The sequence below is a fragment of the Nitrospirillum pindoramense genome, from assembly GCF_007827955.1.
In the GTDB taxonomy this organism is placed as follows: Bacteria; Pseudomonadota; Alphaproteobacteria; order Azospirillales; family Azospirillaceae; genus Nitrospirillum; species Nitrospirillum amazonense_B.
In genome coordinates, this window is sequence record NZ_VITR01000012.1 from 179,105 (window position 1) to 205,721 (window position 26,617).

Consider the following 26,617-nt stretch of genomic DNA (forward strand, 5'->3'; position numbering starts at 1 on the left):
GCACAAATTTTTTCCGCAACTCTACCGTTAGTGTAAGGCCATGCCCCGCACGCGGGCGCCCGTGATTGCGGTGACGCCTGGCCCTCGAGCTGGATATGTGGGGAAATTATATATAATTCAATGACTTGCCCTAAGGGCCAAATCTTCGGCGACTTGCTGGATCGTGGGGGCCCAATCACCCCAAACCCTTTGGCGGTATAAGCGCAGGGTCGGATACCAGGGGCTGTCGGTCCGGTCGCGCAGCCAGCGCCAGCAGCCGTCGATGCGGGATAGCACCCATACGGGCCGCCCCAGCGCCCCCGCCAGGTGGGTCACCGCCGTGTCCACCGTGATCACCAGGTCCAGGCAGGACAGCAGGGCGGCGGTGTCGGCGAAGTCGCCCAATGCCGCCGTCCAGTCCAGCAGGGGGAAGGGGGCGCCACCGGCCTGCGCCGCCGCCTGGCCTTTCTGCAAGCTGACGAAGCGGACATCGGGGACGGCGGCGAGGGGGGCCAAAGCCGCCAGCGGCAGGCTGCGCCGCCGGTCGATCAGGGCCGACACCGGATCGTCCGGCCGGGGATCGCCGGACCAAACCAGGCCAACGGCCCGCATGCCGCTGGGTACCGCCTGCGCCAATCGGTCGCGCCACGCGGCCGGCGACGGTGGCGCCAGGTAGGGGCAGAAAGCGGGGATGCTCTCCAGCGTGGTGCCCAGGCGATACGGCAGGCTCATGAGCGAGACGCGGGCGTCCCAGTCGGTGGCGTGGATCGCTGCGCCGGGCGGCAGCACCGTCACGCCGGGCAGGCTGATCGCCATCAGCCGCGCCAGCGCCGGCTGCACGTTCAGGCCGACCTGGACCAAACCCAGGCGTTGCGCCGCCGCCTGAAGCAGGGGCGCGTACCGGACGAATTGCAGCGTGTCGCCATGACCCTGTTCCGCATGCAGCAAAAGGCGGATGGGCCCCGTCGTCGCGCCGGGGCCCTGCCACTCCGGGATGGCGGCCAGGGCGGGCTCCAGCGGCGGCATGTGGCCGGTGTGATGACGCCACTCGTAGTCCTGCCAGCCGGTGACGAAGTCCCCTGCCATCAGGCGGGCCAGAGATCGCTGCCAGCGCACCGCGGCATCATCCGGCGCCAGGGTCAGCGCCTGGGCATAGCGCGCTTCCGCGCCGGCATCGTCGCCTTGGTCCTTCAGCACCGTGGCCAGATTGGTCAGCGGCCGGTGGTCACCCGCGGCGGCGGCGGCGGCACGGGTCAACGTCTCCGCCGCATCGGCCAACCGGCCCTGGGCATGAAGCAGCACCCCCCGATGGTTCAAGGTCTCCGCCCGGCCGGGCTCCAGGGCCTCGGCCTGATCCAACATCGTCGCCGCTTCGCTGAAACGGCCCAGGCGGGTTTCCAGGAAGCCGAGGTTGATCAGGATCTCGACCGTCTCCTCCACCGCGCCGGGAAGGGACAGGGCCCGGCGCAGGGCATCAGCGGCTGGTTCCATCTGGTTCATCGCCATCAGCGCCACGCCCAGCCGGGCCCAGCCGTCGCGCCGGCCGGGGGCCTGTTCCACCGCGCGGCGGGCCAGGTCGGCGGCTGCCGCCGGCCGGTCGCCGTCGAGATGGCGGACAGCCTGGTTCAGCCACACGCTCACCAGGTTGCGGGCCGCTCCGGCATGGTCGGGCCGCCGGCGCAGAACCTCGGTGAACGCCGCCTCCGCCTCGTCCGGCAGGCCGGCCTTGACCAGCATCACCGCCAGATCGTCCAGGGTGTCCACATCCTGGGGCGCCAGGGCCACCGCCGCCCGCAGGGCCGACAGCGCCGCCGGCATGTCCCCCGTGGCGGCCAGGGCGCGGCCGCGTCGCCGTTGCCAGCCGGCGGCCTGGGCGGCCGCTGGCGCCAAGGCCAGGGCCCGGCCCAGGCATTCCGCCTCCAGCGCCGGGCGTCCCAGCGTGGCGGCGGCATCGGCCTGGGTGGCGTGAAAGGTGGGGGCGCCGGGATTGACCCGTGTGGCCTGGCTGGCCAAGTCCATCGCCTCGTCCCCCCGGTCCGTCTGCAGGCAGAGCAGCGCCAGCAGGTTCAGGGCGTCCCCCTCCGCTGGGGCCACCTCCAGGATGCGGCGGTAGATCACCTCGGCGTGGCCCAGGGCGCCTTCGCGGTGGTGGCGCAAGGCCTCGTTCAGGGCTTCGGCGACGGTGGCCATGGGTGGCTTTCTTTAAGGGACTGGGGGCTTTAACGGGCGTCCAGGGGGCGGTGGTGCCGGATCAGCCCCGGGCCACGGCGCGGTCGGAGACGAAGGGATTGGTGCGCCGTTCCTGTCCGAAGGTCGACGGCTCGCCATGCCCGGGCAGGAAGGTGATGTCGTCGCCCAGGGGGAATAGCTTTTCCCGGATTGAGCGGATCAGTGCCGCATGGTCGCCCCGGGGAAAGTCGGTGCGGCCGATGGAACCCTGGAAGATGACGTCGCCCACGATGGCCAGGCGCGACGGCTGATGGATGAAGACGACGTGCCCGGGGGTATGGCCAGGGCAATGCAGCACATCCAGGACCAGGTCGCCCACGGCCACGGTGTCTCCGTCGCCCAGCCATCGGGTGGGCGTGAAAGGCTTGGCATGCAGCATGCCGTACTTGGCCCCGTCCTCCGGCAGGCGGTCGATCCAGAACTTGTCCTCTTGCTGCGGTCCATCGACCGGCACGCCGGTCCTGGCCGTCAGGTCGGCGACGGCGGCGGCGTGGTCGACATGGCCATGCGTCACCAGGATGCGTTCCAGCGTCAGTCCCTGGCGCGCCAGGAATTCCTCGATCTGGGTGACGCCGTCGCCGGGGTCGACCACCGCGGCCCGCTTGGTGGCGGTGCACCACAGGATGGAGCAGTTCTGCTGGAAGGGCGTCACCGGCAGGATGGCGACCTTCAGCGGCGGCATGCCTGGCGCTGACGGCCCCGGTGCGGTCGACGCGGGGGGAACGGTCTGGTCCGGCATGACTGGCCTCGACTGTGGCGTGGTGATGTCCGTCATACCCCGACGGCCGGCGTCTGGTCCAGGTCTAGGCAACGCGCGCACCCAGGCACCCGCGGCGCGGGCGGGCCGTGGGCATGGCGAAAGCGATGAGAAGATTGAGAAATGCAAGACTGGACACTGTTTACCTATATTACCGCGGGTGCCGTCCAATGATGTCGCGGGGCAGCGGAAAAAGAGGTCGCGTCCTGCCCTAATCATGGCCGGTCCCCGTGGCGTTCAAAACGCCGTTGTGCCCGCCATGAAGTTCAACCCAGCAGCCGATTACAGCGTTGGGGTTAGCCCTTTTTGCCGTCGGCCATCTGGCCTATGACTGCGCCGCTGGTAGCGAATCCTTAAGCTCTTCCGCCCAAACTTCGACCCAAGGGCACGGGGGAGTGGGGTTTATGGATATTGGCACAATGCGCGCCGGGGTCGCCTTGGGCGGCGACGCCATCCGGATTATCGGGTCCTGGCCCGCGCTTTTGACCATAACGCTGGCCATCGCCGCAGCCCTGCGCGGCCTGGCGCGCCGTCGTGCCGTTATCCGTGCCCGCCGTTCCGTCCCGCCCTGTTCGACGGGCGACGGGGAGGGGATGCCGGACAGCCAGCGTTTGGACGGCCAGTGTTTGGGGGGCCAGCGTCCGGAAACCCTGCATCCGCAAGGCCTGCCCGCCGACGCCCTTGCCTTGCTGGACAAGGCCCAGTCCCAAATGATCCATCGCCTGCGCGCGGCCAGTGCCTTGCGTGACAATGAAACGGCCGCGCATACCGACAGGGTGGGCCAGATGGCCCGCCACCTGGCGCTGCTGGCAGGGTGCGAGGCGGACTTCGCTGCTCAGTTGGCGCTGGCGGCGCCCCTGCACGACGTGGGCAAGATCGGCATCCCCGACGCCATCCTGTTGAAGCCCGGCCCGCTGGAGGCGGCGGAATGGGATGTGATGAAGACCCACACCACCATCGGGGCCGGCATCTTGATGGGCAGCGGCCTGCCGCTGCTCGACCTGGCGGCGGAGGTGGCGCTGTGCCATCACGAGCGCTGGAACGGCCAGGGATATCCCCGGGCGTTGAAGGAAACGGCCATCCCCTTGTCCGGTCGCATCGTGGCCCTGGTGGACGTGTTCGACGCCCTGATGTCGGCCCGCCCCTACAAGGCGCCTTGGCCCTTGTCACGCTCCCTCGCCTATATCGCGGCCGAGGCCGGTGTTCATTTCGATCCCAGCCTGGTGCGGTTGTTCATGAACCATATCCAGGACTTCATCGCCATCCGGGAACGCGACCGTGACGAAGGGGCCAGGGTGGAGGCGGCCTTGGCACAGGATCGCGACGAAGCGTCAGCCGCCCAGGTTATCCCGTTGCCCCGCCGCTGAAGGGCGGTGTAATCCCCTGGGCTTCCGCCTCACTTTCCCGTCCCCACTTCCCCGCATGGCTGATCTGCTCCTCGGCGTCCACGGCTCGCCGGCACCAGGGCCGCCTGCGACCAATTGTCTGAAACGGCTGATGCAAGCGGTTTCACGCAGCCCGGCGCGCCCGCTGTGCCAGATGGATGAAGTTCGACGACGGACAGACCCCCGTGCGGGCTGAAATCCGCGCAATTCCAGGCCCGCCGGGTCATCGTCCGCATGCGGCCCGCCTGGTGGCGGAGTGGCCGCTGGCCCCAATGACGCCCCGACCGCCCCATCGGCGTCCAACCGCGCCGGCCACCGTTCCGCCGGGAAACGACAAAACCGGCATATTAATCGTCCCTGCAAGCGACAGCTTTCCGCGGGTCGTCCGTATAACGACAAAAGCGCACTTAATTCCTGTCGCCCCGAGGAAGAGTTGGCTGAAGTGCCAAGGGGAGGCGCCCCTGTCCGGGCAGATTTGGACGGGACGCTGGGATTGGTTGCGAGATTGCATCGGTGTGTTGGGCCCGAGCGATAGTGAGTGCCATTTCTGCAATGGCCTAAGTTGATTTCGCAACTGTCGGCGGTTCCCTTCCCGCCGACAGCGCGCGGAACCAGCCGGCGGGTATGGAATGGCGGTGTCGGGCGGTTTCGCCCCCAAGCCTGTGGGCGCCTCCTGTCCAGGACGCGCGACCCAGGGCTACGGGGGCCGACCAAACAAGTGGGTTTGCAGACATGAAGATCAAAAGCGTCATCGTCATTGAAGTGGAAGCCGAGGACTTCGTGGCGGCCGGTGATCACCAGGCGAACATCCGTCGTCTCTTTGAGCCGATCATGACCACGTATCCTCAGGCCAACCTCACGTTTTCGCAGGTGAAGCAGCGCGCGGCGTCCCAGGTGCGGCCGTCCCTGCGCCTGGCGTCCAACACGGGGAACATGCATCACTATGACAGCTGATCAGAACGACGGCCGCCACCGGCAGCGCAGTGCGCCCCTGGCGACCTTGGAAGCCATGCGGGCGGTGGATGAGCAGTTCTCGCTGCAGGAGGCCTGCGGCTTCCTCTACATTTGCGAGAACGAGGGCATCAGCCTGCGGGAACTGGGCCTGCTGCTGCGGGCGCAGCCGCACACCGTCTCCCGCATCGTGGCCCGCCTCTCCACGGGGTTCGGCAACCGCGCCTCGGACCTGGTGGAGGCGCGCACCCTGCACCATGACAACCGTGTCCGCACCTTGCACCTGACCGAACGCGGCCGGTCTTTGTGCCGGACGCTGAACAGCATCGTCCTCCAGGCCGTTCCCATCATCGATGATGGCGACGACGCCCCGTCCACCAGCCGTTCGCCGGCCAGCACCTCCTGGGCGTCCGCCACGGCCTGATCCTGAGCCGCGGTCCCCGGCGGCGCTTGGTCGCCGGGGCGCGTTCCTTATCGGTTGGCTGCATCGGTTGGCCGCGCGGCCAATGGTGTGGAAGGGTCTTGCCCGTCCACACCATGGGTCAGTCAGCGACCTTCAACACCAGCTTGCCGAAGTTCTCCCCGCTGAAAAGCTTCAGCAGGGTGGCGGGGAAGGCGTCCACGCCCCCCGTCGCGATATCCTCGCGGCTGACCAGCCGGCCTTCCTTGATCCAGGCGCCGATATCGGCCACCGCCAGCGGATAGCGATCGGCGTAATCGAACACCACCATGCCCTCCATGCGGGCGCGGTTGACCAGCAGCGACAGATAGTTCGCCGGTCCCTTCACCGCCGTGGTGTTGTTGTATTGCGAGATGGCGCCGCACACGACGATGCGGGCCTTGCGCGCCAGCTGCGCCAGCACCGCCTCCAGGATGTCGCCGCCGACATTGTCGAAATAGACGTCCACGCCGCTGGGGCAGTGGGTGCGCAATTCCTGACGGATGTCGCCGGCCTTATAGTCGATGGCGGCGTCGTAGCCCAACGTCTCCACGGCGTAGCGGCACTTCTCCGGGCCCCCGGCGATGGCGACGGTGCGGCATCCCTTGATCTTGGCGATCTGCCCCACCACCGCGCCCACGGCGCCCGTGGCGGCGGACACCACCACCGTGTCGCCCGGCTTGGGCTGGCCCACGTCCAGCAGGCCGAAATAGGCGGTCATGCCCGGCATGCCCAGGACACTCAGGTGGACGGGCAAGGGGGCCAGGGTGGGATCCACCTTGGTCAAGGCCTTCGCCGCCAGGGTCGCGTACTCCTGCACGCCCAGGGCGCCGCTGACATGGTCCCCGACGGCCAGGCCGGGGGCGGCGCTGGCCACCACGCGGCCGATGCCGCCGGCGCGCATGACCTCGCCCAGGCCCACGGGCGGGATGTAGGACTTGCCCTCGTTCATCCAGCCGCGCATGGCCGGGTCCAGCGACAGGTACAGGGTCTGCACCAGCACCTCGCCCTCGGCCGGCGGGCGCGCCGGTTCTTCCGTGCGCTGCCAGTCGCCGTCCTTGGGCAGGCCGACGGGGCGGGCCGCCAGGCGGATCTGGTGATTGGTGGGCGTGCTCATGGGCGGATTTCTCCCGGTATCGAAGGGCCGGCGTGCCCCGGCCTTGGCTGACGCGGGACGCAGCCTACCGCCAAGCGGGCGGAACCGGTATATCGAAAATCATCGATACAATTTTATTTTGCACAACATATTGCCAACAAAGGAAAACGGCGGGCCCGGGGACCCGCCGCTCCAACGCTTTCGCTCGTAGATGCCGCCGATCAGAAGTCGGCGGTGACGCCCAGGAAGAAGGTCCGGCCCAAGGTGTCGTAGATGCCGGGGAAGGTGTTGCCGTTGCCGTAGTTCGACGTGCCCGAGATGCCGTAGACGTTGCTGTCCAGGATGGGCGGGTCCTTGTCGAACAGGTTGTTCACGCCGAAGCGCACCGTGTAGTGGTCATATAGGGTGGCCGACATGGCGATGTCGAAGTAGCTGTAGGAATTGATACGGCCGTCGGCCTTGTCGTAGTCGCCGGACAGCAGGGCGTTGCTGGTGTTCTGGTCCAGCTTCACGCCACCGATGTACCGCCAGTTGCCCGACAGGTCGAAGTTCCACGGCGTCTGCCAGGTGACGCGCATGGTGTGGCGCCACATGGGGGTGGGCTGGCCGCAGGTCACGCCGAACAGGCCCTTGCAGTTGAAGGCGCTTTCACCAGGCTGCTGCTGCACCAGGTAGTTGGCCATCCAGGTGCCGTTGAAGTTGAACAGCACGGAACCGCGGTCCTTCACGTTCAGGTCTTCCAGGTCCAGCAGGTAGTTCAGGCCGATGTCCACGCCCTGCTCGTTCAGGTAACCGGTGTTCAGCTCGGTATCGATGATGTAGCCGCCGGTCAGCGCCAGGCTGCCGTTGCTGGCGCGGTGCACCAGACCGCAGTAGTAGCTGTCGCCGGTGTTCAGGCATTGGTTCAGGATGGACGACACCGACAGGGTGCTGATCAGGTCGGTCACGCGGATATCGAAATAATCGATGGTGGCCGAGAAGTTGTGCATGAAGGTCGGCGTGATCACCGTGCCGATGGTCCAGGTGTCGGCCGTTTCGGGCTTCAGCGCGGTATTGCCGCCGCTCAGCACGTTGCACTGTGAGGAGGTGCATTCCGCGATGGTGCCGTACTGGGCGGCGGTGACGCCGGTACGGGCGCACTGGGCCAGCGAGGCCGACGGGCTGGAGCCCGCGCAGGGGTCGGAGGCGGAGGTCAGGCCGACGGTCTGGGTGGAATAGAGTTCCAGGATGCTGGGCGCGCGGACGGCGCGGTTGAAGCCGCCGCGGAAGCTGACATCGGACACCGGGGCATAGGTCAGGCTGGTCTTCCAGCTGTCCACGGTGCCGGACGAGCTGTAGTCCGACCAGCGGTAGCCGGCGTCCAGGACCAGGGACTTGGCCCATTCGCGGCCCTCGATCAGCGGCACGCGCAGTTCGCCGTACAGTTCCTTCACATCATAGGAACCGCTGGAGTTCTGGGTGGCGCCGCCGGAGCCGGCCAGGTCGCCCGAGGAGTTCTCCTCGTCCACCTTCAGGTTCAGGCCTTCCTTGCGGTATTCGGTGCCGAAGGCGATGGCGACGGGGTTTTTGGCCAGCGGGCTCTGCGCGCCGAATTGGCCGAAGTCGCCGGTGACGGAGCCGCTGACCACGTCCTGGGTGACGTTACCCTCCTTGAAGGAGGTGGTCTTGATGTAGTTCCAGGCGTCGCTGCTGATGCCGTTCAGCGAGAAGATGTTCAGCGGCACGCAGTTCAGGTCGGTGCCGTCGACGACCGACTGGCAGGTGGCGACCCCGTTCACGTTCACGACGTTCAGGGCCTTCTGGACCTTGGAGATGGAAACGTCGTTCTCGTAATGCTCGGTGTAGATCACCTCGGAATGCTGGGCGGAAACGTCGTAGCTCCAGCCGCCGCCCAGGTCGCCCTTGGTGCCGATGACATAGCGGTAATCGGTGTGGCGGATGTCGTCGTAGCGCTCCATGCCCGACCCGCTGAAGCGCAGGCCGATGGTGCCCGACCAGTTGGCGCTGGTGCCGGCGTTGCTGCCGCACAGCGCCGTCGCTTCCGACGCCGACATCAGCGGATTGTCGCAGTTGATGTTGTACAGCGCCGAATTGAAGATGGCCGACGGGGCGATCTGGGCCCGGGTGTGGTCGGTCATGAACATGAAGTCGGTGTAGACGTCGAACGCCGGGCTGATCTCATAGTGCGCGAAGGCGCCGCCCGTGTACCGCTCATCCTGACGCTGCAGGTAGTTGTAAGGCCCGTAGTTGTAGGACAGGGCGTTGGTGTAGGGCACAAAGGTGGACGACCCGTCCGGGTTCAGCGACAGGCCGGTGCCCGACCCGTTGGTGCGGAAGCGGCCGTAAGTGTTGTTGCTGGAACCCTGGCAGACATGGCTGTCGTTGTCGTCGCCCGATACGGAAAGGGAGCAGGCGGACCAGTCGCGGCTGGACTGCTTCACCGGCTCCGTCCAGCGGTAGGTGGCATAGGCCGTGACGTTGCCGCGGTTGTTGGGCGCGTTGGCGCCGATGATGAAGGAACTGTCGCGGACGAAGCCGTCGAACTGGCTGCCCGGCACGCTCACGCCGAAGCCCTTCAGCGCCGTCTGCGCTTCCTTGTTGTTGTTGTCGTGCTGGGCGGCCGACAGCTGGTAATCGACCTTAACGCCCTCGAAATCGCGCTTCATCTTGAAGTTCACGACGCCGGCCACGGCGTCGGAGCCATAGACCGCCGAGGCGCCGCCCGTCACCACATCCACGCTGTCCACCAGCGCGGCCGGGATGAAGTTGACGTCGGCGTAGGGATAGCTGGGGTCGCCGCCCACCATGCGCCGGCCGTCGATCAGCACCAGGGTGCGTGAGGCGCCCAGGTTGCGCAGGTTGATGGTGGCCGTGCCGCTGGCGCCGTTGGACACACCCTGCGTCTGGTCGGCTGTGACGCCGGGCAGGCGGTTCAGCAGGGTTTCGATGTTGGTCGTGCCCTGCAGCTTCATTTCCGTGTCGGTGACCGTCGTCAGCGGGCTGTCGCTGGTCAGGTTCGCGGCCTGCTTGATGCGCGAGCCCGTGACCACGATCTCCTGCAAATCGTCATCCGCGGCGGCGGCGGATCCCGCCGTCAGCGCCATCACCGCCATGGCCATGGAGCCGACCAGCATGGTCGACGTGAGCAACCGTCCCCGGTTCGTAATTTTCTTCACTTGTCTCATCTCCACCGAACTGCCTGAAACAGCGTCTTGACGGTCACGCCGGTAATGCCGCGCCGAATAAGGACACGGACCCGTCGGATCGCTTGGAGCAGAGTTTTTGAGGAGTGAAAAACGAGCGTCAACTAAAGGCGATAATATCGCCGCATATGACGAGCCAATGTCACGTTTCAGTGACACTTAATATTAATAACGCACCAGGATTTTGGTAACTGCTTCGTAACTCGTTACAGATATATTTGGGCGCCGTGACCATTATTAAATGCAGTATCGCGCGCCTTCGTTGGGTAATTGCACAAACATGGTGCATTTGAGTGTGCTTCCAAATGGTTAGTATTCAGATCCCTAGCAATGTGGCCGGAGTTGTGCTGCCATGGCGCGGGAAAGCACGCTGATAACGGGGAGTAACGATGCAGCCTGATGTCCAAGCCCAGCGGTCGAATGCGGCCGCCATGGCGGCCATGAAATCAGGCAATTACGCGGAGGCGCACGCCATCCTGGAGGAGGCGCTGCGCCAACACCCCCGGGAACTGCCGCTGTGGCTAAACCTGGCGGCGGCCCGCCGCGCCATGGGCCGGCATGGGGACGCGCTGGCGGCGGTGGATCATGTGCTGACGCTGGAACCGCGCCAGTTCATGGCCCTGCTGATGCGGGCGTCGTTGTTGCAGGCGCTGGGCCGCAAGCGCGCGGCGGGTGAGGCCTATGGCGTGGCGGTCGCCATGGGTGAGGCGCAACAGAACCTGGACCCGCCGACTCAGCGGGCCTTGGACCAGGCGCGCAAGGCCCACGCCGCCCATGTCCAGGACATGGCCGATTTCCTGCAGCCGGTGGTGGACCAGGGGGCCGCGCGGGGCGGCAGCGCCGACGCCCGCCGCATGGCCTTCTTCGTTGACCAGGTGCTGGGCCGGCGCAAGGTCTATACCCAGCAGCCGACGCACTATCACTATCCCGACCTGCCCGCGATCGAGTTCTACGATCGCGAGGAATGCCCCTGGCTACCCACGCTGGAGGCCGCGACCGCCGACATCCAGGCGGAGTTGGCGGCGGTGCTGGCGGAAGAGGCGCTGGCCGACGCTTTCGTGCCCTATATCGACTACCGCGACGGCCTGCCGCTGGACCAATGGGCGGAATTGAACCGCTCACCCCGGTGGAGCGCCTTTCACCTGCTGCAGCATGGCCTGCCGGTGCCGGGCAACGCCGACCGCTGTCCCAAGACCATGGCGGTGCTGGAGCAGATGCCGCAACCGCGCATGATTCGCCGGTCCCCGGCGGCCATGTTCTCGGTGCTGAAGCCCCGCACCCGCATCCCGCCGCACACGGGCGTGGCCAACACCCGGCTGGTGGTGCATCTGCCGCTGGTGGTGCCGCCCGGCTGCGGCTTCCGCGTGGGCAACCAGACCCGCGAATGGAAGGTGGGCGTGGGCTGGGCTTTCGACGACACCATTGAGCATGAAGCCTGGAACGATAGCGATCAGGTGCGCGTGGTCATGATCTTCGATATCTGGAGCCCGCGCCTTTCCGCAGCGGAGCGTGACTTCATCGCCCATGTCATGGCGGCGATGGACGACTTCCAGACTCAGCAGCCGGCGTCCGCCGGGGGCTTCGGCGCCGCGCCACTGACGCCATCCGTCCAGTCGGCGGGCGGGTTCTCCAGCCTGTAGGGCGGTAACTCCTAGCGGGCCCCCGCCTCGGGGGCGTAGGCCCGCAGGAACACGTCCACGGCCGCGTCGGCCGCCGCGTCGATGGCCGCGTCCTCCGGCGCCTCCTTGGCGCCCAGCAGGAACGGCTCCACATGCTCGGCCTCCAGCAGGCCGCGGAAATGGGCCGCGGCCAGGCTGGCATCGGTAGGGCGCAACCGTCCCCGTTCCATCAGGGCGGTCAGGTAGGTGGCGAACTGTGACCAGCCCACCTTGGGGCCATTCTCGTACAGCAAGCGTCCCACGTTGGACCGTGCCGCCTCCGCCACCGCGATGCGGCGGGTGGATATCGCCCAGGGTGACAGGATGAAGCGCAAATAGATGCGGCCGAATCGGCCCAGCACGTCTCGGGGGTCGCGGTCGGGATTCAGCGCCCCGAACGAGCCTTGCTTCATCTCGCCGGCGGCGTGGGCCATGACCGCGACGAACAGTTCCTCCTTTGAGGGGAAGTAACTGTACAGCGTAGCCTTCGATCCCCCCACGCGCGCCGCCAAGCCCGACATGGAGGCGGCGGCGAAGCCCACCTCCTGAAACAGGGCGCTGGCCGCATCCAGGATGGCCTGGCGGCGGGCTTCGGTCTTCACCTTCATAATGCGCGTTTCCTCAAGGCTCTGCCGGTTCTTGCGGCCCGTGGCTCCGGTCATTGGCGGCGACCATGCCTGGGCGACGCGTGGGCGGCAAGACGCAATCGTCCATAACTAAACCGTACGGTACATTTATGACTTGACGGGCTGCGGGTGCAAGTATAAACCGTACCGTACGGTTCATTTATGCCGATAAGGTTGTCCATGTCCGCCCCTGCCTTTTCTTCCTTCCGTCCGCTGCGGCGGCTGGGCGCCCGGCTGTTGGTGTCCACCGCCCTGCTGGTGCCGGCCGCCTGCGCCTGGGTGCCCGATGTCGGGCCCGCGCCGGTGCCGCGCGATGCCGCCAGCTTCGCCACCCAGGCCAGCTTCGCCACCCCCGCGTCCGAAGCCACCGTCCAGTGGCCGCAGGACCGGTGGTGGACGGCCTATGGCGATCCCCAACTGAATGCCTTGATCGACGAAGGTTTGGCCGGGGCGCCGGACTTGGCGGCCGCGGCGGCGCGGCTGCGCAAGGCGGAGTCATTGGCCGACCAGGCCGACTCGGCCCTGCTGCCGCACCTCACGGCCAACGCCCAGGTGACGGAAGACAAGCAAAGCTATCGCTACCTGTTCCCGCCCGCCTTCGTGCCCAAGGGCTATCATGAGGTGCCGCGCGGCACCCTGGACCTCAGCTACGATTTCGACTTCTGGGGGAAGAACCGGGCCAGCCTGGCCGCCGCCACGTCCGAGGCCGAGGAGGCGCGGGCGGAACTGGCGCAGGCCCGCCTGACCCTGTCGGCCAGCATCGCCGCGGCCTACGCCGACCTGGCGCAGCAGGTGGCCGACCGTGACGCCGCCGCGGAGGCGGTGGACGTGCGGGCGCGCAGCGCCAACCTGACCCGCCAGCGCCGGGACAACGGCCTGGAAACCCTGGGTGCCGTGCGTCAGGCCGAGGCGCGCGAGGCCGCCGCCCGGGGGGATCTGGCGGCGGAGGATGAGGCCATCGCCCTGACCCGCAACCGGCTGGCCGCGCTGATCGGGGCGGGGCCCGACCGGGGCCTTGCCATCCAGCCGCCCTCCCAGGCCCGTCTCAAGGCGTTCGGCCTGCCGGCGACGCTGGCCGCCGACCTCCTGGGCCGCCGCCCCGACGTGGTCGCCGCCCGGCTCAAGGTGGAGGCGGAGGCCAAGCGGATCGACGTGGCCAAGGCATCTTTCTATCCCAACGTGAATCTGTCCGCGTATTTCGGGTTCCAGACCCTGGGCCTGAACGCCTTGACCAAGTCCGGCGCCACCATCGGCAGCGTCGGCCCCGCCATCAGCCTTCCCCTGTTCGATGGCGGCTCACTGGCCGCCCAGTACCGGGGCGCGCGGGCGGATTATGACGCCGCCGTCGCCGACTATGACAACACCGTCGCCAAGGCGCTGCAGGACGTGGCCGATGCCGCCGCCAGCACCCGCGCGCTGGAGGAACGCCTGAGCCATGCCCGCGACGCGCTGACCGCCGCGGCCGACGCGTACCGCATCGCCACCGCCCGGTACGAAGGCAAGCTGTCCACCTACCTCGATGTGCTGACGGCCGAGGACACGCTGATCACCGACCGACGCGCCCTGGCGGATTTGCAGGCCCGCGCCTTCACGCTGGACGTGTCCCTCGTCCGCGCGCTGGGCGGCGGCTACCAGTCCGCCACCCCGGCTGCCCAAACCCCGGCTGCCCAAACCCCGGCTGCCCAAACCATCGCCGCCCGCTGACCTGCCCGCCCGTTCCCAAGGATCGTTTCCATGTCCACACCCTCCCGCTCCCCCGTCGCCGGGGCGACCGAACCCTCCTCCGTCCATGTCCTGGCGCCGGCGCCGAAAGGCCCGTCGACGCGAACCCGGCTGTTCGCCGGCTTGGGTGCCGTTGTCCTGCTGGCGGGACTGGGGTATGGCGGTTACCGCCTGGTGATGGGCGGCCGCTATGTCTCCACCGACAACGCCTATGTCAACGCCGACGCGGCCGAGGTCACGTCGTCCGTCGACGGCACCGTCCGGGCCGTGCCGGTGGTGGATACCCAGGCGGTGAAGAAGGGCGACGTGCTGGTGGTCATCGACGACACCGACACCCGCATCGCCCTGGCCCAGGCGCAGGCGCAACTGGGCCAGGCGGAACGCCGGGTCCGGGGGTATTTCGCCAACGAGGGCGCGTTGGCGGCCCAGGTGGCGGCGCGCGACGCCGACAGCGTCCGGGCCGAGGCGCAACTGACCTCCGCCCAGGCCGATTTCGACAAGGCCCGGATTGACCTGGAACGGCGCAAGGCGCTGGCCGCCTCCGGCGCGGTGTCGGGTGATGAGCTGACCAGCGCTCAGAACGCCTTCGCCACCGCCACGGCCAACCTGGCCGTGGCCAAGGCCACCCGGGCGCAGGCCGCGGCCAACCGCGCCGCCGCCCAGGGCTCGCAAAAGGTCAACACGGTGCTGATCGCCGACAGCGACGTGGCCACCAATCCCGAGGTCATGGCCGCCCGCGCCAAGGTGGACCAGGCCCAGGTGGACCTGGGCCGCACCGTGGTGCGTGCGCCCTTCGACGGCGTCGTCGCCCGCCGCCAGGTGCAGGTGGGCCAGCGCATCAAGGCCGACAGCGTGCTGATGAGCGTGGTGCCCGTGGGGCAGGCTTATGTCGACGCCAATTTCAAGGAAGTGCAGTTGGCCCATGTGCGCCCCGGCCAGCCGGTGGAACTGACGGCCGACCTCTACGGCGGCGATGTCACTTTCCATGGCCAGGTGGCCGGTTTGGCCGGCGGCACCGGCTCCGCCTTCGCCGTCATCCCGGCGCAGAACGCCACCGGCAACTGGATCAAAGTGGTGCAGCGCGTGCCGGTGCGTATCACGCTGGATCCCAATGAACTGGCCGTGCACCCCCTGCGCGTCGGCCTGTCCATGAACGTGACCATCGATACGGCCGGCGCCGACACCCCGTCGGCCGCCGTCCCCAAGACGCACTGAGGGGCATTGCCATGAGCAGCGCTGTTCCCGGGGCCGATGCGCCCAAGACCCTGGTCGGCGGGCAGCTGGCGGTGGCGGCGCTGCTGTTGGCCGCCGCCAACTTCCTGGTGGTGCTGGACACCACCATCGCCAACGTGTCGGTGCCCAACATCGCCGGCGGCCTGGCCGTGTCCTCCAGCCAGGGCACCTTCGTCATCACCTCCTATTCCGTGGCGGAGGCGGTGACCGTGCCGCTGACCGGCTGGCTGGCGGGGCGCTTCGGCACCGTGCGCACCTTCGTCACCGCCATGCTGGGCTTCGGCATCTGCTCCGCCCTCTGCGGTTTCGCCCAGTCGCTGGGCATGCTGGTGCTATTCCGGGTGTTGCAGGGCTTGGCCGGCGGGCCGCTGATGCCCCTGTCGCAGACCCTGCTGCTGCGGGTGTTCCCCAAGGAGAAGGCGCCCGCCGCCATGGGCATCTGGGCCATGACCACCCTGGTGGCGCCCATCCTGGGGCCCATCCTGGGCGGCACCCTGTGCGATAACTGGGGCTGGCCCTTCATCTTCTACATCAACGTGCCCATCGCCCTCATCTGCGCGGTTGCCTGCTGGGGCTTGCTGAAAAGTTTCGAGACGGCGACGGTCCGTCCCCGCTTCGACCTCATGGGCCTGATCCTGCTGATCGTCTGGGTGGGCGCCTTGCAGATCATGCTGGACGAGGGCAAGGACCTGGACTGGTTCTCCTCTTCCACCATCGTGGCTTTGGCCATCGTCGCCGTCATTGGCCTGGCCGCCTTCCTCATCTGGGAACTGACGGAGGCGCATCCGGTGGTGGAGCTGAAGGTCTTCCGCCATCGCGGCTTCGCCATGGCGGTGCTGACCATCAGCTTGGGCTTCGGCGCCTTTTTCGGGGCCACCGTCCTGACGCCGCTGTGGCTGCAAAGCAATATGGGCTACACCGCCACCTGGGCGGGCTATGCCACGGCGGCCACCGGGGTGCTGGCGGTCATGGCGGCCCCCATGGTGGCCAACATGTCGGCCAAGGTCGATCCCCGGCCCCTGGTTTTCTTCGGGCTCATGTGGCTGGCGGGCGTCACCCTGTACCGCAGCGGCTCGACCCCCGACATGACCTATGGGCAGATTTCCCTGCCGCTGCTGATGCAGGGGCTGGGCATGCCCTTCTTCTTCGTGCCCTTGACCGGCCTGGCGCTGGCCAGCGTGAATGTGGAGGAGACCGCGTCGGCGGCGGGCCTCATGAACTTCCTGCGCACCCTGTCCGGCGCCTTCGCTACCTCCCTCGTCAATACGCTGTGGGAGGATGGCGCCACCCGCAACCGGGCCGAACTGGTGGACCTGCTGCGGCCCGGCCTGATCGGCGACGGCCTGTCCATCCACCAGTTGGACAGCCTGGTCCAGGGCCAGGGGGTCATGCTGGCGACGAACCAGATTTTCCTGGGGGTGGCCGTCGCCTTCGCCCTCTCGGCCCTGGTGATCTGGTTGGCGCCCAAGCCGACACGGGTGGCCGACACCACGGGGGTACATTGACGCGGGGGACAGGCGGGGCCCCCCCGGCTGAGCGCCAGGGGGGCCCTTTGGTATCGCCCTGCCGATTTGGCGGATGGGTCAGAAAGTATAAGACGCCTTCACGCCGAACTCGCTGCGATCATTGTTGCGGATGATTTCGGTGAAGCCGGCGAAGGCGTCGTCCAGCCGGCCCACGTCATAGCGCTTGTTGAAGATGTTCTCGCCATACACGGCGGCCGTCCAGCTTCCCTGGGCCGGCGTATAGGCGATGTTGAAGCCAACCAGGCTGCGGGACTTGATTAGATTATAGGCGTCATTGGCCGCCTGCCCGTATTCCTTGCCGCGGTAGGAATAGTCGATGCGGGCGTCGATGGTGCCGCTGTCCAGGAACAGGTGGTATTGTGGCGCCACCGACAGGGTCCATTGCGGCGTCAAGGCCGGGGTGAAGCCCACCTTGATGGCGGTGGCGTCTCCCGGTACCGCTGTAATGCGGGCATCGATGAAGCCGACGGAGGTCTGGATATCGAAAGCCTTGCTCAGCTTCAGGGTCCCCTCCACCTCGACGCCCTTGGCCTCCGACTGGCCGGCGCTTTCGATGCGGGTGTTGAAGCCCGTGGCCGATGGTTGCGACACCTCCAGGGGCAGGTCGGTATATTCGGTATAGAAGCCCGAGACGTTCATCTGCAGCAGGTCGAAGAAGACGCCCTTGATGCCCGTCTCGTAATTGGTGGCGAAGGTGGGGTTGAAGGCGGTGAAGTAGCTGGGCCCGTTGAACGGCCGGGGCGGAAACCCGCCGCTTTGGTAGCCGCGCGAAATGGTGGCGTAGGCGCTTAAGGATTTACGGATGTCGTAGGTCGCCGACACGTCCCAGGTGGTGGCGCTCCATGACTGGCTGCGGTAAACCCGCGAGGGGTCGGTCCAGCTGTCGAACTGGGCGCTGGCGTTCTTGTGGTCGTCGGAATAGCGGGCCCCGGCCGACAGCTTCAGGTCGTCCAGGATCATATAGCCGGCATGGGCGTACACCGCGTAACTGCTGGTCGTCTGCTTGATGTCGAAATAGCCGCTGGGGCTGATGTAGACGGTGGGGCCGGAATTGGTGTTGCCCTGTTCGTCGCTGGCGTAGGCGCCGACCACGAAGTCCAGCTTGCCGTACTCGCCGTTCAACTGCGGCTCCACCGAATATTGCCGGGCGAAGCCGCGTTCCGGGTACGATTCCAGATCAAGGTAGGTCTGGTCGTCATCCAGGCCGCCCGTGTAATGGGTATAACGGAAGCCGCCCAGCACCTTGGCCGTCAGGTTGTCGTTCAGCTCCCAGTTGGCGGTCAGTGAGGCGCCCCGGTTGCGGATGGTCTGCTTGAACAGTTCCGGGTGGTTGGAATTGCTGTCGTCCGGGTTGGCGGGCAGCAGGCGTTCGCTGAGGCCCAGCGTGCCTGTGAAGAAAGCGTTGGGGTTGTTCACCTCCATGGTGGTGGGCGTCTTGCCATAGATGCCGTTCATGGCATCCAGCGTCAGCAGCAGGGAGAAGGTCTCCGACGCCTGCAGCTTCGCGGCGGCACGGCCCGACACCTCGTTGATCTCACCCACATCCTCTGGCGCGTTCACCTTCAGGGCCCGGCCGATGCCGTCGCGGCGGTTCACGGCGGCGGTGAAGGAGACCGCCAGCTTGTCGGTGATCCTGGTGTTGGTGTAGACGTCGGCCGCCACCCGGGCGCGGCTTCCCACCTTCAGATCCGCCTTCGTCACCTGTTCATCGCCGGGCTGTGCGGTGATGACGTTGACGGCGCCGCCGATGGTGTTCTTGCCGTAGAGTGTGCCTTGGGGGCCGCGCAGCACCTCCACCCGCTCGATATTGGCGAGGGTGAGGTTTGCCCCCATCTGCCGGCCCAGATAAACACCGTCGACATAGACGCCCACGCCCGGGTCGGTGGTGATGATATGGTCCTGCAGGCCGATGCCGCGGATGAAAATGGCGGCATGGGCCGGGTTGCCGACGCCGAAGCGGTTGATTTCCAGGTTGGGGACGTATTTGCCGACGTCCGCCAGGTTTTCCATGTTCCGCTGCTGCAAATCCTCGGCGGTGAAGGCGGAAATGGCGGCCGGCGTCTCGATGAGGCTTTCCGTTCGCTTGCGCGCCGTGACCACGATTTCCTGAAAGGTCGTCTCGTCCGCGTTTGTCGCGGTCTGTGCCTGGGCGCTGGCGGCCATGGCCAGCGCGGCGCCGCCCGTCAGCAGGCATTTCAGCTTTCGGCCGGTCTTTGTTCCAGAAGTGCCCTTTGAATGAACTGCCCTGTTCGACATTGTTGTCCCCGTCTTTCGTGATTGGATTTGACGAAAGCAGGCCCGATGGATTCCGCCCTTTTTTTATGGGAACCGCTCCGCCTGTACGGCGTGACCGGCCGCTGACAGCATCGGCGCAGCCAGGGGTTGCGGCAATGGTTTTCTGACCATACGGTCAGGTTTTGGCGTTATGGGTAAGCTGGGGTGCCATCTTGCGCATATCGGGGGCCCCGCCCCCTGCGCGGGTGGTATGCCGGTCGGTGGCTGTCCGCCATCGGAGAACAGAGGACGTGTCGCCGCTGGTGCGGCGTTCGGTCCGAGTCGAACTGGGGGCGCGCCATGAAAAAGGGCGGTCCCCATGGCCGGGGCCGCCCTCGCTGGTCTGTTCCTGTCGGGACGCCGGCGTGTCAGTTGATCCGCGTGGCCTTCACCACCCGGCTGCGGCCCACCACCATGGAGTAGCTGCCCAGCAGGCCGTGCATCACCCGCACCTCGTCACCCGGCTTGGGGTCGAAGGTCAGGGCTTCCTTGCTGACCCAGGTTTGTCCGTTCTCCAGCGTCACGGCGAACAGGCGATAGGACAGGGCGACGGACTTCGCCACGGTGGAATGCATCTCCTCCTGCTGTTCGGCGTCGTCCTGGGCCCGCTGCTCCTCCGTCCGGGGCAGCTTCTCCTTGCCGAACCGGGCCACCGGATCTTCCGGAACGGGCGGGGCGGCCGCCGGGGCATTCGCTGGGGCGGCGGAGGCGACCGGTGTCGCCGGCGCGGTGGCCGCGGCGGCCGCCAGGGCGTCGTAACAGGCCAGGCGCTGGGTGGCGTCGCCGATGGCCCGGCAGGTGGCCAGCGTGTCGGCGGCCATGGCCATCCGGGGGGCGGCGGGCGCCACGGCCACGGCCAGCGACAGCGCGGCGGCGGCCTTCATGAGCGGCATGTTCTTGAACGGCATGATCCGGGATTCCAGGGGTGGGGCCCAAGGGTCAGGGCGCGGGGGGCGTGATCCGTGGCGTCAGTGTGCCATGGCTTTATACCGGGCGGAATAGGGGTGGCTGTCGGTCCCCGTTGTGCCAAACGCTTGAGGTGAAAAGAAAACGGCGGGCCCCGAGGGACCCGCCGTCTCTGTACTGAACGCTACGCCTGGGTTCGATTAGAACTTGGCGGAAGCGCGGAAGAAGAAGTAGCGGCCCAGAGCGTCATACACCTGAGAGTAGGTGTTGCCGTTGATGTACGCGCTGCTCGACACCTGCGTGGTGGCCAGGGGCGGGTCCTTGTCGAAGACGTTGTTCACGCCGCCGCTCAGCGTCAGCCAATCGCTGACCTGATAGGAACCGGAGAAGTCGAAGTAATCGTAGCTGTCGATGTGCGACAGGTTGGGGATGGTGGTGCCGTGCAGCGTGGCGTTGCTGCTGACGCGTTCCCAATCAACACTGGACAGGTGACGCCAGGCCACCGACACCTGGGCATCCCACGGGGTATCCCAGGTCGCACGGACCTTGTGACGCCACACCGGGGCCGGCACGCCGCAGTTGGCGCCGTACAGGCCGGCGCAATCGTAGCCGTCCGAGCCCGGCAGGGCCTGGGTGACGAAGTCGATCAGGTAGGTGCCGGACAGGTTGAAGTTCAGCGCGCCCACCTTGTCCAGGCCCACATCGGCCAGATCCACACGGTAGTTGGCGTTGAAGTCGATGCCCGACTGCTCCAGGCGACCGGTGTTCTGGTTGGTGTTCACAACATAGCCGTTCGTGCCCAGCCACAGCGAACCGGTGGTCGGGTCGCGGTGAACCAGCGGACAGAAGTAGCTGGTGTTGATGCCCTTGGCGCAGTTGTTCAGGATCAGGTCGGCGCCGATGCCGTTGATCGTGCCGTCGATGTTGATGTTGTAGTAATCGGCCGAGAAGGTCAGGTCCGGCAGGAAAGTCGGGGTGATGACCGTACCCACGGTCAGCGTGTCCGCCGCCTCGGGCTGCAGGGCGGTGTTGCCGCCTTCCAGGTCGTTGTACTGGCCGGCGCCGTTGACCGTGATGCGGCCGTACTGCGCGGCGCTCACGCCGGTGCGGGCGCACTGGGCGGCGCTGTAGGTCGGCGAAGCGCCGGCGCACGGATCGTCGGACAGGCCCAGCGCGACGCCCGACGGGGTGAACAGTTCAACCACGTTCGGGGCGCGAACGGCATGGTTGAAGCCGGCACGGAAGCGGATGTCCGAGGTCGGCGCCCAATCACCGCCCACCTTGTAGGTGTCGGTCTTGCCCGAGGTGCTGTAGTCGGAGTAGCGGTAGCCACCCTCGATGTTGAATTCCTTGATGAACGGCTTGTCCTGGATGACCGGGATCTTCACTTCCATGAAGGCTTCGCGGACATCATAGGCGCCGGCCACACCGTGCGTCGGGCCACCCTGACCGGCCAAGTCGCCGGTGTCGAATTCCTGGTCGACCTTCAGCGTCAGTTCTTCGCGGCGGTATTCGGTACCGAACGCGATGGCGACGCCGCGGTTGGCCAGCGGGCTCTGCAGGCCATAGCGGCCCAGGTCACCGTTGATGGACAGGTTCACGACGTCCTGGACGGTGGAACCTTCCTTGAAGCCGGGGGTCTGCAGGTAGTTCAGCGCCGCCTGGGAGATGGGCGTGCTGGCGTTGAAGATGGTGTAGGGGGCGCAACCGGCGGCCACGGCGGTGGCGTTGGCGCACACCATCTGGCCGGAGCTGTTGGTGGTGACGTTCAGCGCCTCGGCCGTGCGGGCCAGCGAGAAGTCGTTCTTGTAGGTTTCCGACAGGATGACGGTGCTGCGCTGGGCGGACGCGTCATAGCTCCAGCCGTCCCACAGGTCGCCCTTCAGGCCGACCAGCTCGCGGTAGGAGGTGTGGCGCAGGTCGTCCATACGGCCGCCGCCTTCGACGTTGCGGCGCAGGATGCTGACGTTGGCACTGTCGGTCGCGGCCAGGCCGTTGTCGGTGCAGAGCGTCTGGACCTGGCTGGCCGACAGCAGGGGGCTGTTACAGCCGATGCTGAACTGCTGACCGAAAACACCCGACGGGGCGATCTGGGCCAGCGTGTGGTCATCGTGGAACATGAACTGGGTGTAAACCTGGACATGTTCGTTGAAGTCGTAATGACCGAAGAAGCCAGCGGAGTAACGCTGATCCGGACGCTGGTAGTAGTTGTACGGCGCGTAGTTGAACGCCGAGGCGGAGGTGTAGTCCTTCAGCCCGTTGCCGCTGACGACGTAATCGCCGCTGTCGTTCGGGTTGGTGTTGATGTTGTCGATGATCTGGGCCGGGGCCGTGGTGCCCGAACCGCCGCAGCTGTAGGCGCCCTTGGCACTGACGGAGATGGCGCAGGCGCTGTAGTCGCGCTGGCCCTGCAGCAGGGGCTGGGTCTTCAGGTATTCGGCATAGACGGTGATGTTGCCCTTGCCGTCCGTGCTGTTCACGCCCAGCACACCGGAATAGGTGCGGGTGAAGCCATCGGTGACGTCGTTGTCCGGCAACGCGAAGTTACGCGCCTTAACGGCGTTCTGGTACTTCGTGGCGTCGTTGTTGTGCTGGTAGAAGCTGTAGCCGACCTCGGCCTTAGCACCCTCGAAATTGTCGTCCATGATGAAGTTGACGACGCCGGACACGGCGTCGGCACCGTACACGGCCGAGGCACCGCCGCTCAGCACGTCAACGCGCTTCACCAGGGCGGCGGGAATTTCGTTCAAGTCGGCGGCGGAGTTCAGGGGCGAACCGGCCGGCATGCGGTGACCGTCGATCAGCACCAGGGTACGGGACGCGCCCAGGCCGCGCAGGTTGGCCGTCGCGGTGCCGGTCGACCCGTTGGAGATCGTGCCACCCTGGCTGGCGAACACCTGCGGCAGGTTGTTCAGCACGTCTTCGATGCGGGTGGCGCCCTGCAGCTTGATTTCCTGGTTGTCGACAGTGGTCACCGGGCTGATGCCAACGGACGAGTCCGTCTTAATACGCGAACCGGTGATGACGATTTCCTGCAGATCGTCCGCCGCGGCGAACGCCGTCGTCGACATCGTGAGGGCGCAAACGCCAATGGCGGCGCCCGTCAGCAGCGACTGACGGATCCTGCTCTCAAATCCCTTCATGTAGTCCATCTCCACTTCGGATTGGTTGTTCCCCGTTCGGCGCCGCCCGGGCGTGTTGTCCGGCCTCAGGCGGCAGCTCCCCAGTTCGCCTCTGCCCAGCGTTCTGTTTGGCTTGGGGGAAGTTTTCCGATCACGTTAGCAGTGCGTCAACGATCCAAGGGGACGATTGCCCGATTCCGTGCATGTCTGTAGCTTTTTGGTTACACTTAAGCGATAAACTTGCGCCAAAAATGTTGAAATTGGACAAAAATAACCGCCGGGCAGAATGAGTTGTCCGACACACATCTGTTGCAAATGCAAAATCAAACCGTAACAGCGGAAAAATGCACTCCTGCGCCGACCCCGTCGGCGCCCGGCGGCCCGTCTGCCGAATCAGTGGGCAGCGAACCGAGTTGCACAAAGAGAGGGCGCCCGGACGCGCGCATGAGGCCCGGCATGGCCATTCGGTCGCGGCCGTAGGCACAAAAAAAGGGCGGCCCGAAGACCGCCCCCCGTCTGGGACCGGCGGCCCGAAGACCGCCGGCTTATCAGAACCCGGTTTATTGGAACCCGGTTTATTAGAACGACGTGTGGATGGTGCCCATGAACGTGCGCGGGGCGCCAACCTGGTAGAAGGGCAGGCTGGTCTTGCCCGCCACCGTGGCGACCGTCGTGGAGGACGAGATCGTGTTCAGGTAGCGGCGGTCGAACAGGTTGTTCACGTTGAACTGCAGGTAGGTGCCCTTGAAGCCGGCGGTGTCCGGCAGGTCCAGGCGGGCCTCGAAGTTGGCGACGAAGAACGGGGTGGTCCATTCGTCGTTCACGTCGGTGGCGGCGCGGGTGCCGGTGTACTTGCCTTCGATCGAGGCCGACAGGATGTCCAGCGGCTTGTACTCGACGCGGCCGGCGGCCATCCATTCCGGCGTGTCCACCAGCTGCTTGCCGGAGGTCAGGAAGGTGGTGCCGTTCGGGCCGGCCAGGTTGTTCTTGACCTCGGAGTGCGTGTAGCTGCCGGAGGTGTAGAACGTGACCTGGTCGGTGACGGTGAAGCCCGCTTCGATCGAGGCGCCGTACAGATCGACGCGGCCCAGGCTGCGGTCGATGGTGTTGTTGGCGTCGTTCGGGTCCAGGGCGGACACGATGCGGTTGATGTAGCGGGTGTACCAGCCGCTGACCGAGGTCATCAGCCAGTTGGTCTGGAAGCGCTCGCCCAGTTCGAAGTTATAAGTCTTCTCCGGATCGACGATGCCCGGCTGGTCGGTCTTCACGCCATACAGGTTGTCCGTACGCGGGGCGGAGAAGCCTTCCGAGAACTGGAAGTAGACCTGATGTTCCGGCGTGACCTGGTACACGACGCCCAGGCTGGGCAGCGGGTCGCTGAAGTCCTTCGTGCCGGTGAACGGCGCCCGATACAGGTTGGTCTGGCTGATGGTCGGGTTGGTGGTGCAGTACTGGTTGCTGCTCAGCGACGCCACGTTGGTGGAGGTGCCGGTGTAGGTGTAGCAGTACTGGTTCAGCTCACGATGGAAGTAGGGCAGGCGCAGGGCCGGCACCACGGTCAGCTTCTGGTCGAAGGCCTTGTACACATATTCCAGCGAAGCCTGGTTCAGCTCGGCGATGGAGTAGCGGTTGCGGGCTTCCAGCTGCGAGCCGTCGGCGGCGTAGACTTGGCCGGAATACTTGCCGCCGAACACGTCCAGCGGGGTGCCGTCGGCGCCGATGTAGCTGAAGTCGCCGGTCTGGCGGTGACGGCCGTAGTCCAGGGTGTAGCCGACGCGCAGGCGGTTGTTGTCATCGATGTCCCAGATCAGGGACGAGGTGACGCCGGTGCGGAAGGTGTTGGTGTTGCTGGGGGCGTACAGCAGCACGGTGTCGTTCAGGTCGCCGTCGCCGTTCAGGTCCACGCCTTTGGCGGTCTTGCTGGCGCCGATCAGACGGGGATCGGTTTCCTTGATCGAGGTGGTGCCGCCGCCGTTGGCCAGCGTGTACTGGAAGTACGGGTCGACCGTCAGCATGACGTCGTCGGCCAGGTGGAAGCGCGACTGGCCGCGGACGTTGCCCGTGTTGGACGGGTTGACGCGCACACCGTAGTAGTTGCTGTCCAGGCTGGACGGGGTGTCGGCCTTGCCGGCGACGGCCGTCTGCGGCACCCAGGTGTTGTTGTAGTCGGCGAAGTAGTTCGAGGCGAACGTCGCGCGGCTGTTCGTCTGGTACGAGTTGTTGCGGTTCTCGTTGTAGTGCGCCGCGACGGAGATGAAGTCGCCACCACCCAGGTCTTCGTAGATGCGGGTGTTGAACTGCTTCTTCTGCAGCTCGCCGGGGCCCTTGAACTTGTTGTAGTCCTGGTAGGACGCGGCCAGGAAGGCAGAGGTGCGGTTGCCGGGGCCGAAGTCGCCGGTGTCCAGGACGGTGAAGATGCGCTTGTAGTCGTTGCTGCCGAAGCTCAGCTTGCCTTCGACGCCCAGCTCATCCAGCGGCTTGCGGGTCTGGACGTTGATGGTGCCGCCGGTGGCCGAGGCGGTGGGGCTGTCGACGTCGGTGGTGCCGATGTTGACCGTGGCGCGGTTCACCAGCTCTTCATCGATGACCTGGTTGGAATAGATGGCGTAGTTGCCGGTGTCGTTCAGCGGGATGCCGTCGAAGGTCAGCGAGACGCGGTTGCCGTCGAAGCCGCGGATGCGGATGTTGCCGCCGGAGGAGCCATAGGCGTCGTTGTTGGTGAAGTTGACGCCCGGCAGCAGGTTCAGGCTGGCCAGCACGCTCTGGCCGGCGGTCTGCGTGGCCAGGTATTCCTGGGTCACGGTCGACTTGGACTTGGGCGCGGTCTCGGCTTGAATCAGGCCACCGATGTTGGGCTGCTTGCGCGCGCCGGTGATGACGACCTCATCCATTTCAGAGGCGGTGGACTGCGCCAGAGCCGGGGCGGTCCAGGCGGCGGCGGTAGCCAGCGCGACCAGGCCGGTGCCCAGCTTCAGGAAAGAAGTATAACGGCGCGCCGGCGCCATCCCGCGAGTAAGCTTCTTCATCGATTGCCCCCAGAATTTGGATCGTTCGTCGTTCGGTCAGCCATGCACCCGTCCGCACCCGCTCGTTCAGCCAGGGTGTGGCCGTGTCGGGCGCTTTATTCACTCCTTCGTATTACAACACCATTACAGAGGCCCGGCCTTCTTGTCCGCGGCGTGCCAAAACGCGCTGATTTGCCCCCTGGTGTGGCCGTCAAAGCACATATCGAAGGTCATCCGCGACAAAGTGCAGCGCAGCTTTTTCCCGCAGAAACGGAAATATTTTCCATGTAATTCAATTGGTTAATATATGGCGCACCCGCGCTGTGTCGCTGTGGCGGGGGAAGTGTTGCAGAATGATGAAATCTTGACCCGTTGATCAGGAAATTGGACGAATCAGGGCGTCTCCGGAGCAGCGTTCCCACCGCGTCGCATTCCTACCACCCAATCGTTGGCCTTTCCGAACCACCTGCCCTTGGCGCCTCGGGCGGCCGGCCCTAATATGATCA

At 66.3% G+C, this 26,617-nt stretch carries 16 protein-coding genes; 7 read left to right on the forward strand and 9 right to left on the reverse strand.

Features of this window, described 5'->3' with window-relative positions:
- Nucleotides 1–117: 117 nt before the first annotated feature.
- Both FBZ90_RS19860 and FBZ90_RS19865 read right to left on the reverse strand, forming a co-directional pair.
- Nucleotides 118–2,169, reverse strand: coding sequence for a tetratricopeptide repeat protein (locus FBZ90_RS19860; protein ID WP_145734721.1), 2,052 nt, complete (start codon nucleotides 2,167–2,169; stop codon nucleotides 118–120).
- A 61-nt stretch (nucleotides 2,170–2,230) separates the two neighbouring features.
- On the reverse strand, nucleotides 2,231–2,947 hold the full coding sequence (locus tag FBZ90_RS19865; protein WP_276509108.1) for an MBL fold metallo-hydrolase: 717 nt from the start codon (nucleotides 2,945–2,947) through the stop codon (nucleotides 2,231–2,233).
- Nucleotides 2,948–3,384: 437 nt separating this feature from the next.
- On the opposite strand from FBZ90_RS19865, the gene FBZ90_RS19870 reads away from it, so the two are divergent.
- The 3 genes from FBZ90_RS19870 to FBZ90_RS19880 all read left to right on the forward strand — a co-directional run bounded on the left by FBZ90_RS19870 (nucleotide 3,385) and on the right by FBZ90_RS19880 (nucleotide 5,725).
- The gene (locus FBZ90_RS19870) at nucleotides 3,385–4,332 is read left to right on the forward strand and encodes an HD-GYP domain-containing protein (protein WP_186455943.1); all 948 of its coding nucleotides are present in this window, start codon (nucleotides 3,385–3,387) and stop codon (nucleotides 4,330–4,332) included.
- A 750-nt stretch (nucleotides 4,333–5,082) separates the two neighbouring features.
- Nucleotides 5,083–5,304 carry a hypothetical protein gene (locus FBZ90_RS19875; RefSeq protein WP_145734723.1) on the forward strand — a complete coding sequence of 74 codons (222 nt, stop codon included), beginning with the start codon at nucleotides 5,083–5,085 and terminating at the stop codon, nucleotides 5,302–5,304.
- Nucleotides 5,294–5,725, forward strand: a complete 432-nt coding sequence (locus tag FBZ90_RS19880; protein WP_145734724.1) for a helix-turn-helix domain-containing protein — start codon at nucleotides 5,294–5,296, stop codon at nucleotides 5,723–5,725. The genes FBZ90_RS19875 and FBZ90_RS19880 overlap by 11 nt, the downstream gene beginning before the upstream one ends.
- A 118-nt stretch (nucleotides 5,726–5,843) precedes the next feature.
- On the opposite strand, the gene FBZ90_RS19885 is transcribed toward FBZ90_RS19880, so the two are convergent.
- Nucleotides 5,844–6,857: an NADP-dependent oxidoreductase gene (locus FBZ90_RS19885; RefSeq protein ID WP_145734725.1), complete on the reverse strand. Its 1,014-nt coding sequence runs from the start codon at nucleotides 6,855–6,857 to the stop codon at nucleotides 5,844–5,846.
- 200 nt (nucleotides 6,858–7,057) lie between these two features.
- The gene (locus FBZ90_RS19890) at nucleotides 7,058–10,021 is read right to left on the reverse strand and encodes a TonB-dependent receptor domain-containing protein (RefSeq protein ID WP_246130549.1); all 2,964 of its coding nucleotides are present in this window, start codon (nucleotides 10,019–10,021) and stop codon (nucleotides 7,058–7,060) included.
- A 407-nt stretch (nucleotides 10,022–10,428) separates the two neighbouring features.
- Between FBZ90_RS19890 and FBZ90_RS19895 the strand changes: the two genes are divergently transcribed.
- Entirely contained in the window at nucleotides 10,429–11,679 is a 1,251-nt protein-coding gene (locus tag FBZ90_RS19895; RefSeq protein WP_145734727.1) for an aspartyl/asparaginyl beta-hydroxylase domain-containing protein, read from the forward strand.
- An 11-nt stretch (nucleotides 11,680–11,690) separates the two neighbouring features.
- On the opposite strand, the gene FBZ90_RS19900 is transcribed toward FBZ90_RS19895, so the two are convergent.
- Complete coding sequence (locus FBZ90_RS19900) at nucleotides 11,691–12,305, reverse strand: TetR/AcrR family transcriptional regulator (protein ID WP_186455944.1); 615 nt, start codon at nucleotides 12,303–12,305, stop codon at nucleotides 11,691–11,693.
- 198 nt (nucleotides 12,306–12,503) lie between these two features.
- On the opposite strand from FBZ90_RS19900, the gene FBZ90_RS19905 reads away from it, so the two are divergent.
- Genes FBZ90_RS19905 through FBZ90_RS19915 form a run of 3 tightly spaced genes read left to right on the forward strand, consistent with a single transcriptional unit; the run spans nucleotide 12,504 to nucleotide 16,783 of the window.
- Nucleotides 12,504–14,027 (forward strand): efflux transporter outer membrane subunit, encoded by a 1,524-nt coding sequence (locus FBZ90_RS19905; RefSeq protein ID WP_145734729.1) that lies wholly within the window; start codon nucleotides 12,504–12,506, stop codon nucleotides 14,025–14,027.
- 30 nt (nucleotides 14,028–14,057) lie between these two features.
- Nucleotides 14,058–15,260, forward strand: coding sequence for an HlyD family secretion protein (locus FBZ90_RS19910; protein ID WP_145734730.1), 1,203 nt, complete (start codon nucleotides 14,058–14,060; stop codon nucleotides 15,258–15,260).
- A gap of 11 nt (nucleotides 15,261–15,271) precedes the next feature.
- A complete protein-coding gene (locus FBZ90_RS19915; RefSeq protein ID WP_145734731.1) occupies nucleotides 15,272–16,783 on the forward strand; it encodes a DHA2 family efflux MFS transporter permease subunit in 1,512 nt (503 codons plus the stop codon).
- A gap of 78 nt (nucleotides 16,784–16,861) precedes the next feature.
- Here the strand turns inward: FBZ90_RS19915 and FBZ90_RS19920 are convergent, their stop codons facing one another.
- The 4 genes from FBZ90_RS19920 to FBZ90_RS19935 all read right to left on the reverse strand — a co-directional run bounded on the left by FBZ90_RS19920 (nucleotide 16,862) and on the right by FBZ90_RS19935 (nucleotide 26,132).
- Entirely contained in the window at nucleotides 16,862–19,060 is a 2,199-nt protein-coding gene (locus FBZ90_RS19920; protein ID WP_145734732.1) for a TonB-dependent receptor, read from the reverse strand.
- 386 nt (nucleotides 19,061–19,446) lie between these two features.
- Nucleotides 19,447–19,986 carry a hypothetical protein gene (locus FBZ90_RS19925; protein ID WP_145734733.1) on the reverse strand — a complete coding sequence of 180 codons (540 nt, stop codon included), beginning with the start codon at nucleotides 19,984–19,986 and terminating at the stop codon, nucleotides 19,447–19,449.
- A gap of 198 nt (nucleotides 19,987–20,184) precedes the next feature.
- Entirely contained in the window at nucleotides 20,185–23,127 is a 2,943-nt protein-coding gene (locus tag FBZ90_RS19930; RefSeq protein WP_246130563.1) for a TonB-dependent receptor domain-containing protein, read from the reverse strand.
- 557 nt (nucleotides 23,128–23,684) lie between these two features.
- Nucleotides 23,685–26,132, reverse strand: coding sequence for a TonB-dependent receptor (locus tag FBZ90_RS19935; RefSeq protein WP_211102201.1), 2,448 nt, complete (start codon nucleotides 26,130–26,132; stop codon nucleotides 23,685–23,687).
- Nucleotides 26,133–26,617: the final 485 nt, after the last annotated feature.

Excerpts from the sequence above, each read along its gene's own strand:
- FBZ90_RS19860 (WP_145734721.1), bottom strand. The coding sequence starts at position 2,169 with ATGGCCACCGTCGCCGAAGCCCTGAACGAGGCCTTGCGCCACCACCGC.
- FBZ90_RS19865 (WP_276509108.1), bottom strand. The coding sequence starts at position 2,947 with ATGCCGGACCAGACCGTTCCCCCCGCGTCGACCGCACCGGGGCCGTCA.
- FBZ90_RS19870 (WP_186455943.1), top strand. The coding sequence starts at position 3,385 with ATGCGCGCCGGGGTCGCCTTGGGCGGCGACGCCATCCGGATTATCGGG.
- FBZ90_RS19875 (WP_145734723.1), top strand. The coding sequence starts at position 5,083 with ATGAAGATCAAAAGCGTCATCGTCATTGAAGTGGAAGCCGAGGACTTC.
- FBZ90_RS19880 (WP_145734724.1), top strand. The coding sequence starts at position 5,294 with ATGACAGCTGATCAGAACGACGGCCGCCACCGGCAGCGCAGTGCGCCC.
- FBZ90_RS19885 (WP_145734725.1), bottom strand. The coding sequence starts at position 6,857 with ATGAGCACGCCCACCAATCACCAGATCCGCCTGGCGGCCCGCCCCGTC.
- FBZ90_RS19890 (WP_246130549.1), bottom strand. The coding sequence starts at position 10,021 with ATGAGACAAGTGAAGAAAATTACGAACCGGGGACGGTTGCTCACGTCG.
- FBZ90_RS19895 (WP_145734727.1), top strand. The coding sequence starts at position 10,429 with ATGCAGCCTGATGTCCAAGCCCAGCGGTCGAATGCGGCCGCCATGGCG.
- FBZ90_RS19900 (WP_186455944.1), bottom strand. The coding sequence starts at position 12,305 with ATGAAGGTGAAGACCGAAGCCCGCCGCCAGGCCATCCTGGATGCGGCC.
- FBZ90_RS19905 (WP_145734729.1), top strand. The coding sequence starts at position 12,504 with ATGTCCGCCCCTGCCTTTTCTTCCTTCCGTCCGCTGCGGCGGCTGGGC.
- FBZ90_RS19910 (WP_145734730.1), top strand. The coding sequence starts at position 14,058 with ATGTCCACACCCTCCCGCTCCCCCGTCGCCGGGGCGACCGAACCCTCC.
- FBZ90_RS19915 (WP_145734731.1), top strand. The coding sequence starts at position 15,272 with ATGAGCAGCGCTGTTCCCGGGGCCGATGCGCCCAAGACCCTGGTCGGC.
- FBZ90_RS19920 (WP_145734732.1), bottom strand. The coding sequence starts at position 19,060 with ATGTCGAACAGGGCAGTTCATTCAAAGGGCACTTCTGGAACAAAGACC.
- FBZ90_RS19925 (WP_145734733.1), bottom strand. The coding sequence starts at position 19,986 with ATGCCGTTCAAGAACATGCCGCTCATGAAGGCCGCCGCCGCGCTGTCG.
- FBZ90_RS19930 (WP_246130563.1), bottom strand. The coding sequence starts at position 23,127 with ATGAAGGGATTTGAGAGCAGGATCCGTCAGTCGCTGCTGACGGGCGCC.
- FBZ90_RS19935 (WP_211102201.1), bottom strand. The coding sequence starts at position 26,132 with ATGAAGAAGCTTACTCGCGGGATGGCGCCGGCGCGCCGTTATACTTCT.